Genomic DNA, 9,721 nt, shown 5'->3' with positions numbered 1-9,721 from the left:
CCCGCAGGAAGCACCGGCACCTCGAACCGCCTGAGCACGAAGGCGTTGCGCTCGATGAGCGACGCCCACCCGAGCACGCCGGCGCCGGCGACGCCGAGGCCGAGGACGGTCTTGGTGAGGGCGCGCATGGCGTCATCCTCGCATCCGGTGGGCCGCCCGAAGCAACTCGGGCAGCTCCGGTGCGCACGTCGCCACCTGAGAGACTGGGGCGCATGAGCACTCTCAAGGAGCAGCTGAAGGCCGACCTCACCGCGGCCATGCGCGAGCGCGACCAGGTGCGCGCCGGCACGATCCGCATGGCCCTGACCGCCGTGACGAACGAGGAGGTCGCCGGCAAGGAGCAGCGCGAGCTCACCGACGACGACGTCCTCAAGGTGCTCGCCAAGGAGGCCAAGAAGCGCCGCGAGTCCGCCGACGCCTACCAGTCCGCAGGCCGCATCGAGCTTGCCGAGGTCGAGCAGGCCGAGCTCGCCGTCCTCGAGACCTACCTGCCGAAACAGCTCGACGACGCGGAGCTCGAGACGATCGTCCGTGAGGCCGTGACCGCGTCCGGGGCGACCGGGATGCCGCAGATGGGGCTCGCCATGAAGGCAGCGAACGCCGCCGTCGCGGGACGCGCCGAGGGTGGTCGGGTCGCCGCGATCGTCCGGAAGGTCCTCGCCGGCTGACGCCGCCCCAGTCCACGACGAAGGCTCCGACGCGCTCGCGCCGGGGCCTTCGTCATGATCCGTATGCCGCTGGGCCGGCTCAGCGTCCTCCCGCACCTGCGGCAGGCGACACGGACTCCAGGCGGCAGGTCAGTCGTCGTCGTTCGGCTTCGGCGGCTTCGGTGGCTTCCAGTCACCCGGTGGGGGCCCGATGGTGAAGGTCGGCTTCGGGTCCGGCCTGTCCTTGTCGCGATCGGATTGGTCCGGGCCGCTCGACGTGTAGATGGTCACGACGCTGCCCTTGGGGGCCCGACCGAAGGGCGAGGTGCCGGCGACGAGGCCCTGCTGGATGTTCGAGGCCATCGTCCCACCGACGTCGACGCTGAACCCGGCACCCTCGAGGATCTTCGTCGCGTCGCTGACGGTGCGGCCGGTGACGCCCGGGATGTCGACGAGGTCCCCCTTGAGCACCTTGTCCGACGGCTCCTTGAACTTCTTCACCGGCAGGCCGTCGTGGGCCCGGTTCATGATGCCCTTCCAGATCGGCGCGGCAATCGAAGCACCGTGCATCACCGGGTAGGTCTCGCCGCCGACGCGCACGTTGAACATCCTGCGCTTGTTCCCGTCGTCAGGTGTGCCGACCCAGACCGCGGTGACGAGGTTGGGCGTGTAGCCGACGAACCAGGACTCGTTGTTCTTGTCGGCGGTGCCGGTCTTGCCGGCGGACTGGCGCCCGTCGAGCTGGTTCCGCACGCCCGAACCGTTGGTCATGTTGTACTCGAGGAACTTGTGCGTCCCACGGACGTGGTCGGCCTTGGCGACCTGCTCGCACTTCGTCTTCGGCGCGGCGAGCGTCTTCGAGCCCTGGGTCACCTTGGTGACGACGACCATCGAGCACCGCTTGCCGTCCGCGGCGAGGGTCGCGTAGGAGTGCGCCACACCCTGCGGCGAGACCTCCGCAGCGCCGAGGATGTAGGACGGCGCGTACTTCGGCACCGGCTTGCCGCTCGCGGTCTTGAGACCGAGACGCGCCATCGTGTCCCACACCTTGCAGCCGCCGACCTGCTGCGCCAGGGCGACGAAGGCCGTGTTGGTCGACAACGCGGTCGCCTTCATCAGGTCGATCGAGCCGCCACCGAACGCAGTGTCGTTGAGCACCTTCCACTCGCTGCCGGGGCCGCAGCCCTTGGCGAAGTCCTTCGGCTGGTAGGTCGCAGGACGGGTGTTGCTCGCGGCCTTTGCCTTGACCTTTGCGGTTGTCGGCATACCCGACTCCATCGCGGTCAGCAGCGAGAACGCCTTCGCCGTCGAACCGAACTGGAAGCCACTGGAGCCGCCCCACTGCTTGTCGAGGGCCCAGGAGACGCCGGTCTTGCCGCGGCTCTGCTTCTCGACCGTGTACTTCGTGTTCTGAGCGAAGCCGAGGACCTTGCCCGTCCCGGGCTCAGTGATGTAGGCGGCGGCGCCGACGTTCGACTTGTCACCGATCGGGACCTTGCGGGTGACCTCTTCCTGGGCGATCTTCTGGATCGTCGGGTCGAGTGTGGTGTGCACGGTGATGCCGCCCGTGCGCAGGAGGCGCCGGCGCTGCTCCACGGTCTTGCCCAGCTCGGGCATCGTCTCGACGTAGTTGATGACGAACTCGCACCAGTACGGGTACGGCGACGCGAGACACGTGCTCTTCGGCTGTGAGACCTTGAGGTCCTGCTTGATCGTGCGCTTCTTGGCGGCGGCCCAGTCCTTGTCGGAGATCTTGCCGAGCTCGTGCATCCGGTCGAGGACGACGTTGCGCCGGGCGAGCGCCCGCTCCGGGAAGTTGACCGGGTCGGTGGTGCCCGGGTTCTGGGTCAGTCCCGCGAGGAGCGCGGCCTGTGACAGGCTGAGCTTGCTCGCCGGGACGGAGAAGTAGTGGCGGGCGGCGGCCTCGACGCCATAGGCCTGGTCGCCGTAGTAGACGAGGTTGAGGTAGCCCTGGAGGATCTCGTCCTTGGTCATCTGCTTCTCGAGGGTGACGGCGTACTTGAGCTCCTTGAGCTTGCGCATGTAGTCCTTGCGGACCGCGTCCTGGGCCGCCTGCTTGTCCCCCTGGTTGAGAGCGGTGTACTGGAGCGAGATCTTGACGTACTGCTGTGTCAACGATGACGCACCGGATGTCGTCTGGCCGGTGCGGATGTTGGCGATCGCGGCACGCACGACGCCCTGCAGGTCGAAACCGCCGTGGTCGTAGAAGCGGTGGTCCTCGATGGCCACCTGCGCCTCGCGCATGATCGGCGCGATCTTCTTGAGCGGGACGATGATGCGGTTCTGCTCCGCAGGCGTCGCGATGACCTTGCCGTCAGCGGTGAGGATGCGTGACTGCTGGCTCAGCGGGTCCGTCTTGAACTCACCGGGGAGCTCGTTGAAGATGTCGACGCCACTGCGGGCCAGGGCTCCGGTCGCCCCCACCGCGGGCATGAACAGGCCTGCGGCGAGCAGCCCGAGGACCATGGCCCCCGCGAGGAAGGCCCCGAGCAGGCTGATGACACCGCCGATGGACGTGGTGCGCGAAGACGACATGCGGCCAAGGGTAACCGCTGTGCCTGTGGTATCAGAGCCGGCCGCGTGGGCCTCTGAGAGGCAATTGGCCCGATTCGTGCTGGTCAGGGGGTGACTAGTCACTGGTCGGCGCAAATGATGCATTCGGCCTATGTCCGGCCCGGACTCAACGCTCGTAATGTCTCGTTTGGGCCGAAGGGGGGCCCGATCTGGACCGGTGGGACGGTCGGGATCTGACTCGGTGTCATGGGAGGCGCCGAGCGGGGAGGGGTAGAACAGAATGAGTGTCGCCACCAATTCGACAACGTGGGTCGACGAGTGGGCCAGTCAGGCCGCGTGCACCGGCAAGGACCCGGACGCGCTCTTCGTCCGCGGCAAGGCCCAGCACGAGGCGAAGGCGGTCTGCAAGACCTGCCCCGTGCTGGCGCAGTGCCTCGCCGAGGCGCTCGACAACCGGACGGAGTTCGGGGTCTGGGGTGGGATGACCGAGCGGGAGCGTCGCGCGCTGCTTCGCAAGCGGCCGGACATCTCGTCGTGGAAGGCCGCGCTGCGAGCCGGCATGGAGGCCCAGGCCAGGCCCGCCTGAGGAGGGTCGCGGGCTGCCGGGCACAAGGCAACACGAGCACAGAACCACTTGCTGGGTCGTGACAACGGGGGTCACGACCCAGCAAGCGCGTTCCCGACTTCGCGGAGACTCTCCAGGTCGTGGACGTCCCTGCCCAGGGCAGGCACCTGCACGACCGGCACGTCCGGGTGCGCCCTCGAGAACCGCTGGGCGAGCTCGCGCTGCCGTTGCGCCGTCGTCACGACCGCAGCGTGCAGCCGGAGCAGTCCGGCGGCGTTGGCCGCGGACTTCGGCCCTCCGCTGTCCTCGAGCGACTCGGCGACCGCCAGGGCACGCGAAGGCGTCAGGGCCCCCGCCGAGACGCGACCCATGCGGTTGACGACGAGCCCGCTCAGCGGCATACCGTCTGCTTGGAGGCGTTCCACGAAGTAGGACGCCTCGCGCAGGGCGTCGCGCTCCGGCGCAGCGACGACGAGGAACGAGGTCCCCGTGCGCGACAGGAGCTGGTAGGTCTGGTCGGCGCGCTCGCGGAACCCGCCGAACATCGTGTCGAGCGCCGCGACGAACGTCTGCACGTCGCTGAGGAACTGCCCACCGAGGATCTTGGTCATCGTGCTGCTGACGAGCTGGACACCCAAGCCGAACACCTTGAGGCCGGCGCGCCCGCTCGCCTTCGCCGGCGCCGTGAGCAGCCGGATGAAACGGCCGTCGAGGAAGCTGCCGAGCCGGTTCGGTGCGTCGAGGAAGTCGAGCGCGGACCGGGACGGCGGGGTGTCGACGATGATGAGGTCCCAGCCGTCCGGGGAGGCGTCGGCCTGGGCCTTCAGCTGGCCCAGCTTCTCCATCGCCATGTACTCCTGCGTGCCCGCGAAGGACGAGCTGACCGCCTGGTAGAACGGGTTGGCGAGGATCTGCTCCGCCTTGCCGGGGTCGGCGTGGGCGACGACGACCTCGTCGAAGGTCCGCTTCATGTCGAGCATCATCGCGTCGAGGGAACCGCCCTTCGACAGGTCGAGGCCGGCCACCGGCCGCGGGGTGTTGTCGAGCTCGGTGAGGCCGAGGGCCTGGGCGAGGCGCCGCGCGGGGTCGATCGTCAGGACGACGACCCTGCGTCCGGCCTCGGCGGCGCGCAGGCCGAGCGCAGCAGCCACCGTCGTCTTGCCCACCCCGCCCGCGCCGGTGCACACGACGATCTCCACACCGGGGTCGGCGATCATCGCGTCGACGTCGAGCCGGGGCGCAGCCTGGGTGGCCCTGACGTGCGCGGTCGTGTGGACCGGCGTCTCGTCGGTCGTCTGGCTGGGCCGGCTCATCGGACGAGGCCCAATCCCTCGAGCTCGTCCCACAGGATGTCGGCGAGCTCACGCACCGACCCGGGGTCGACGCCTCCGGGCAGGGCGGGCAGGAGCAGCAGCGGCAGGCCGGACTCCTGGAGGAGCGCGAGCTGCTCACGCTCGAGGTCGACCCGGTGTGCGTGGTCGTAGGCCTCCTCGAGCAGGCCGTCGACGAGCTCCGGCGACACCGTGACGCCCGCATCGGCGAGCTGTGCGGTGATCGACGGCTTGTGCAGGCGACCATTGCGGGCCTGGCCGAGGGCCAGGTCGTCGAGGAGCGGCTCCCGCACCATGTTGACGACGATGGTGCCGACGCGCAGGTTCTTCGACTCCAGCTCGCGGACGGCCTCGAGGGTTTCCTGCACCGGCATCTCCTCGAGGAGCGTGACGACGTGGACGAGCGTCTGGTCGCTCTCGAGCAGCTGCGTGATGGAACCGGCCTGGCTGTGGATCGGGCCGACGCGCGCGAGGTCGGCGACCTCCGAGTTGACGCTGAGGAAGCGGCCGATGCGGCCTGTGGGCGGTGCGTCCATGACGATGGCGTCGTATGCCGCTGGGCCGGCTCCCCGGTGCCGGCCGTCCTTGCGGCGTCGGTTGGCCTCGTAGAGCTTGCCGATGAGCAGGACGTCCCGGACGCCGGGCGCGATCGTCGTCGCGAAGTCGATGGCCCCGAACTTCTCGAGGAGCTTGCCCGCCCGCCCGAGCTTGTAGAACAGCTGCAGGTACTCGAGGAGTGCGGCCTTGGCGTCGACGGACAGTCCGACGATCTCGCCGCCGGACTTCATGCGGGCGATCCGGGTCTCCTCGGTGCCGAGGGGCGGCACGTCGAACGTCTGGCTGATGCCCTGCCGGCCCTCGACCTCGGCGAGCAGGATCCTCTTCGGTGGAGTCGCCGGACGGCAGGCGAGCGCGATCGCGAGGGCTGCCGCGACCGTCGTCTTGCCCGTGCCGCCCTTGCCCGTGACGACGTGCAGGCGGGCACGTTCCCACTCCAGGGCGCCGATCGCCCGAGAGCGCGCGCTCATCGTCGTCACACCCGCACTCTATTGCGGCGTCACCGTCGGCACGCCCACTCGGGGTGGATGTCACAAGCGGTGCACCGGGGTCCCGGTGTCGCATGCACGCGGAGGACAGCCACCGTCGGCAACCCGGTTGCCGCCGTGGCCTCAGCTCGGGGTGCCGATGTCGTCGAGAGCCTTGAGGACGTGCGGCCAGGCCGGGGACTGCGGGTCGATGACGGAGTAGTGGCCGGCTTCCGGCACGACGTCGAGTCTGACGTCGGCGCCGAGCCGCTGGGCCTCACGGAGATAGGCGTCGGTGACGGCGACCGGCACCTCGCGGTCGAGGACGCCGTGGACGAGGCGCACCGGAACGCGCGGCGGCAGGCCGCTCATCGGGTCTGCGGCCCGCCACGCCTCCGACTCGACCTCGGGACTGCCCAGGAAGGCGCGCGCGGCATCTGCCCCGAGGTGGAGCCGGTCGGTCGCCGAGAGGTCGACGCAGCCGGCCAGCACGACGACGCCGGTGAGGAGATCGGCCCATGGCTGGTTCGCGGCCCAGGCCACGAGGTGACCGCCTGCGGAGTGCCCCATGAGCAGGAGCGGCCCCGGCAGGTCGCGGTCGGCGGCGACGGCGGCCACCAGCGCGGCCAGGTCCTCGAAGGTGCCCGGCCAGCCGCCGCCCGGCATCTCGGCGCGGCGGTACTCCCCGACCGCGACGTGCCAGCCGGCCTCCGCCAGTCCCGCTGCCTGCGCCGCGGTGTGGGACCGGTCGTACTCCGCGCGCCAGAAGCCGCCGTGCACCACGAGAACCGTCGCTCGGCGGATTCCCGGGCCGCTCGAGTGGGGGGACGGAGGGCGGGAGGAGGGGAACCGCACGTCATAGACCTGGGCCGGCCCAGCGGCATACGGCCTCGTGTCGTGCGGCGGCGGCGCGGGACGGCTCAGGACGTCGTCGGCGTGCGGGTCCCGCTCCCTGGTCATGCGGTCATGGTGCCAGTGCGAGCCTGAGTAGGGTGAGGCCCATGACCACGTGGGAGTACCTCACCGCACCTCTGCTCATCCACAACACGAAGCAGATCCTCGACAACTTCGGCGCGGACGGCTGGGAGCTCGTCCAGGTCGTGCCCGGACCCGACGGGACGAGCCTTGTCGCCTACTTCAAGCGTCCGAAGGGCTGATGACCGATGTCTGCTGGTAGGTCTGCCGTCGAGGACCGCCTCGCCGAGCTCGGGCTCACCGTCCCCGACGTCGTGCCACCCGTCGCGGCCTACGTGCCGGCGTTGCGCAACGGCGACCTCGTCTACACCTCCGGCCAGCTGCCGATGAAGGACGGCGCGCTGCAGGCCACCGGGAAGGTCGGGGCCGACGGTGGAGTCGACCCCGACGCCGCGAAGGAGCTGGCCGCTCTGTGCGCCCTCAACGCGATCGCCGCGGTGAAGTCCGTCGTCGGCGACCTCGACCGGGTGACCCAGGTCGTCAAGGTCGTCGGGTTCGTCGCGAGCGACCCCGGCTTCACCGGCCAGCCCGGGGTCATCAACGGCGCGAGCGAGCTGCTCGGCACGGCCTTCGGGGACCGGGGCGCCCACGCCCGCAGTGCCGTCGGCGTCGCCTCGCTGCCGCTCGACGCGCCGGTCGAGGTCGAGATCGTCGTGTCGGTCGCCGACTGACCAGCGGCATGCCCTCAGCTGTCGACCCTCCGACACCCGGTTCGCGTGCCCCGACACCCGGGGATCGCCCGGCGCGACACTTCCCCCTCACCAAGGTCAGCGGTCTGGGCGACCTCGCCCTCCGCTGGCTGGGCGGCGAGCGGTGGGACGAGGCGAGGCCTCGGCAGGCGAGCACAGTGATGCTCGTCCGTGACGGCGAGCGGGGCCCCGAGGTCTTCATGCTCAAGCGCGTCTCCGGGATGGCGTTCGCGCCGAGCATGCATGTCTTCCCCGGGGGCGGCGTCGACCCGCGCGACGGGGAGTCCGGGCTGCCGTGGGCGGGTCCGACGCCGGAGGAGTGGGCGGAGCGGATGGGGTGCACGCCGGCCGAGGCGCAGATGTATGTCGTGGCCGCGATCCGGGAGGTCTTCGAGGAGGTCGGCGTGCTGTTGGCCGGCTCCTCCGCGAGTGGCCCACTCGTCGACCCGCACGACGAGACGTGGGCCGGAGTCCGCGAACGGCTGGTCACTCGGGAGCTGTCCCTCGCGGAGGTGCTCGTCGAGCGGCGCCTCGTGCTGCGCTCGGACCTCATCGTGGCCAAGGCGCACTGGCTCACCCCGGTCTTCGAGCCGAGACGGTTCGACACGTGGTTCTTCGCCGCGGTGATGCCGGAGCACCAGGTCGCCGACGGGGAGACGAGCGAGGCGGAGACCGCAGAGTGGGTCGTCCCGGAGGACCTGCTCGAGGAGTATGCCGCTGGGCAGGCTTCCCTGCTCCCGCCGACCCTCGTGTGGGTGGAGCAGGTCGGCGCCGCGGCTCGTGCTGCCGACTTCGTGTCGCACAACGACGACCTGCCGCTGATCATGCCGGAGATCGTCGAGACCCCGGACGGTCCGGCCATGCGGATCGACATCTGATGCGCACGACGGTGGAGTGAGCACGGTGGAGGTGTCGGCGTGGAGGTGATGGTGTGAAGGGTGTGGAGGCGGACCCGGGCTGGAGCGGTGGCGCGACGAGCGATCGGGCGACGTGCGTGTTGTGCCCGAACCCGTCACCGATGACACTCGACGGGACGAACACGTGGATCCTGGCGGAGCCCGGCTCCTCGGAGGCCGTCGTCATCGACCCGGGACCGCTTGACGAGGCGCACCTGGCCCGGGTCATCGACCGCGTCGAGGAGGGCGGACGACGAGTGGCGTTGACCCTGCTCACGCACGGGCACCTCGACCACGCCGAGTCCGCGGACCGGTTCCACGAGCTGACCGGGGCCCCCGTGCGGGCCTTCGGGCGCGGACACGACGACGTTGCGCCTGGCGAGGTCATCCGCGTTGGCGGGCTCGAGCTCGTCGCCGTGGCGACGCCCGGCCACACGGGCGACTCCTACTCCTTCCTCGTCCCCGCCGACACGGCCCTGCTCACCGGTGACACCGTCCTCGGCCGCGGGACGACCGTGGTCGCCTGGCCGGACGGGCACCTCGAGTCCTACCTCGAGTCGCTCCAGCGCATCGAGGCGATGACCCGCACCGGACAGGTGGCGAGCATCCTGCCGGGGCACGGGCCCTTCGTCGAGGATGCGGCAGCGACGGTGACCTTCTATCTCAGGCACCGGGCCGAGCGGCTCGAGCAGGTGCGTGCGGCGCTCGCCGCGGGTGACACGACAGCGCGAGAGGTCGTCGAGCGGGTGTACGCAGACGTGCCGCGCAGCGTGTGGGGAGCAGCCGAGATGTCGGTTCAGGCACAGCTCGCCTACCTGCGCGAACGCCCCTCCGGCGGCGCCCTCACACACTGACCCCTCTCACGGGTCAGTGTCGCTCGGTGAACGGGAACCGACACTGACCTGCGGGACGGGTCAGTGTCGCTCGGTGAACGGGAACCGACACTGACCTGCGGGACGGGTCAGTGTCGCTCGGTGAACGGGAACCGACACTGACCTGCGGGACGGGTCAGTGTCGCTCGGTGAACGGGAACCGACACTGACCTGCGGGACGGGTCA

Annotated in this window: 10 protein-coding genes; 6 read left to right on the top strand and 4 right to left on the bottom strand. The window is 70.3% G+C overall.

Annotated elements, in window-relative coordinates:
* The first annotated feature begins 212 nt into the window (after positions 1-212).
* The gene (locus LOY02_RS11515) at positions 213-668 is read left to right on the top strand and encodes a GatB/YqeY domain-containing protein (protein WP_317182498.1); all 456 of its coding nucleotides are present in this window, start codon (positions 213-215) and stop codon (positions 666-668) included.
* A 129-nt stretch (positions 669-797) separates the two neighbouring features.
* Here LOY02_RS11515 and LOY02_RS11510 read toward each other — a convergent pair whose 3' ends face one another.
* Positions 798-3,203: a transglycosylase domain-containing protein gene (locus tag LOY02_RS11510; RefSeq protein ID WP_317182497.1), complete on the bottom strand. Its 2,406-nt coding sequence runs from the start codon at positions 3,201-3,203 to the stop codon at positions 798-800.
* A gap of 259 nt (positions 3,204-3,462) precedes the next feature.
* On the opposite strand from LOY02_RS11510, the gene LOY02_RS11505 reads away from it, so the two are divergent.
* Entirely contained in the window at positions 3,463-3,768 is a 306-nt protein-coding gene (locus LOY02_RS11505; protein WP_317182496.1) for a WhiB family transcriptional regulator, read from the top strand.
* Positions 3,769-3,839: 71 nt separating this feature from the next.
* On the opposite strand, the gene LOY02_RS11500 is transcribed toward LOY02_RS11505, so the two are convergent.
* From LOY02_RS11500 to LOY02_RS11490, 3 genes are all read right to left on the bottom strand, one after another.
* Positions 3,840-5,060 carry an ArsA family ATPase gene (locus LOY02_RS11500; protein WP_410505941.1) on the bottom strand — a complete coding sequence of 407 codons (1,221 nt, stop codon included), beginning with the start codon at positions 5,058-5,060 and terminating at the stop codon, positions 3,840-3,842.
* A complete protein-coding gene (locus LOY02_RS11495) occupies positions 5,057-6,106 on the bottom strand; it encodes an ArsA-related P-loop ATPase (protein WP_317182500.1) in 1,050 nt (349 codons plus the stop codon). Before LOY02_RS11495 ends, LOY02_RS11500 begins: the two co-directional genes overlap by 4 nt.
* Positions 6,107-6,247: 141 nt before the next feature.
* Positions 6,248-7,063 carry an alpha/beta hydrolase family protein gene (locus LOY02_RS11490; protein ID WP_317182495.1) on the bottom strand — a complete coding sequence of 272 codons (816 nt, stop codon included), beginning with the start codon at positions 7,061-7,063 and terminating at the stop codon, positions 6,248-6,250.
* Positions 7,064-7,104: 41 nt separating this feature from the next.
* Between LOY02_RS11490 and LOY02_RS11485 the strand changes: the two genes are divergently transcribed.
* The 4 genes from LOY02_RS11485 to LOY02_RS11470 all read left to right on the top strand — a co-directional run bounded on the left by LOY02_RS11485 (position 7,105) and on the right by LOY02_RS11470 (position 9,517).
* Complete coding sequence (locus tag LOY02_RS11485) at positions 7,105-7,260, top strand: hypothetical protein (protein WP_272463858.1); 156 nt, start codon at positions 7,105-7,107, stop codon at positions 7,258-7,260.
* A gap of 6 nt (positions 7,261-7,266) precedes the next feature.
* Positions 7,267-7,749 (top strand): RidA family protein, encoded by a 483-nt coding sequence (locus LOY02_RS11480; protein ID WP_317182494.1) that lies wholly within the window; start codon positions 7,267-7,269, stop codon positions 7,747-7,749.
* 8 nt (positions 7,750-7,757) lie between these two features.
* Positions 7,758-8,645: an NUDIX domain-containing protein gene (locus LOY02_RS11475; protein ID WP_317182493.1), complete on the top strand. Its 888-nt coding sequence runs from the start codon at positions 7,758-7,760 to the stop codon at positions 8,643-8,645.
* A gap of 140 nt (positions 8,646-8,785) precedes the next feature.
* Positions 8,786-9,517 (top strand): MBL fold metallo-hydrolase, encoded by a 732-nt coding sequence (locus tag LOY02_RS11470; RefSeq protein ID WP_317182492.1) that lies wholly within the window; start codon positions 8,786-8,788, stop codon positions 9,515-9,517.
* The last annotated feature ends 204 nt before the right edge of the window (positions 9,518-9,721 follow it).

The sequence above is a fragment of the Intrasporangium sp. genome, assembly GCF_032907665.1.
Classification (GTDB): Bacteria; Actinomycetota; Actinomycetes; order Actinomycetales; family Dermatophilaceae; genus Intrasporangium.
The sequence above is the reverse complement of the archived record's forward strand: the minus strand, read 5'-3'. Positions and strand labels throughout refer to the sequence as shown.

Excerpts from the sequence above, each read along its gene's own strand:
- LOY02_RS11515 (WP_317182498.1), top strand. The coding sequence starts at position 213 with ATGAGCACTCTCAAGGAGCAGCTGAAGGCCGACCTCACCGCGGCCATG.
- LOY02_RS11510 (WP_317182497.1), bottom strand. The coding sequence starts at position 3,203 with ATGTCGTCTTCGCGCACCACGTCCATCGGCGGTGTCATCAGCCTGCTC.
- LOY02_RS11505 (WP_317182496.1), top strand. The coding sequence starts at position 3,463 with ATGAGTGTCGCCACCAATTCGACAACGTGGGTCGACGAGTGGGCCAGT.
- LOY02_RS11500 (WP_410505941.1), bottom strand. The coding sequence starts at position 5,060 with ATGAGCCGGCCCAGCCAGACGACCGACGAGACGCCGGTCCACACGACC.
- LOY02_RS11495 (WP_317182500.1), bottom strand. The coding sequence starts at position 6,106 with ATGAGCGCGCGCTCTCGGGCGATCGGCGCCCTGGAGTGGGAACGTGCC.
- LOY02_RS11490 (WP_317182495.1), bottom strand. The coding sequence starts at position 7,063 with ATGACCAGGGAGCGGGACCCGCACGCCGACGACGTCCTGAGCCGTCCC.
- LOY02_RS11485 (WP_272463858.1), top strand. The coding sequence starts at position 7,105 with ATGACCACGTGGGAGTACCTCACCGCACCTCTGCTCATCCACAACACG.
- LOY02_RS11480 (WP_317182494.1), top strand. The coding sequence starts at position 7,267 with ATGTCTGCTGGTAGGTCTGCCGTCGAGGACCGCCTCGCCGAGCTCGGG.
- LOY02_RS11475 (WP_317182493.1), top strand. The coding sequence starts at position 7,758 with ATGCCCTCAGCTGTCGACCCTCCGACACCCGGTTCGCGTGCCCCGACA.
- LOY02_RS11470 (WP_317182492.1), top strand. The coding sequence starts at position 8,786 with ATGACACTCGACGGGACGAACACGTGGATCCTGGCGGAGCCCGGCTCC.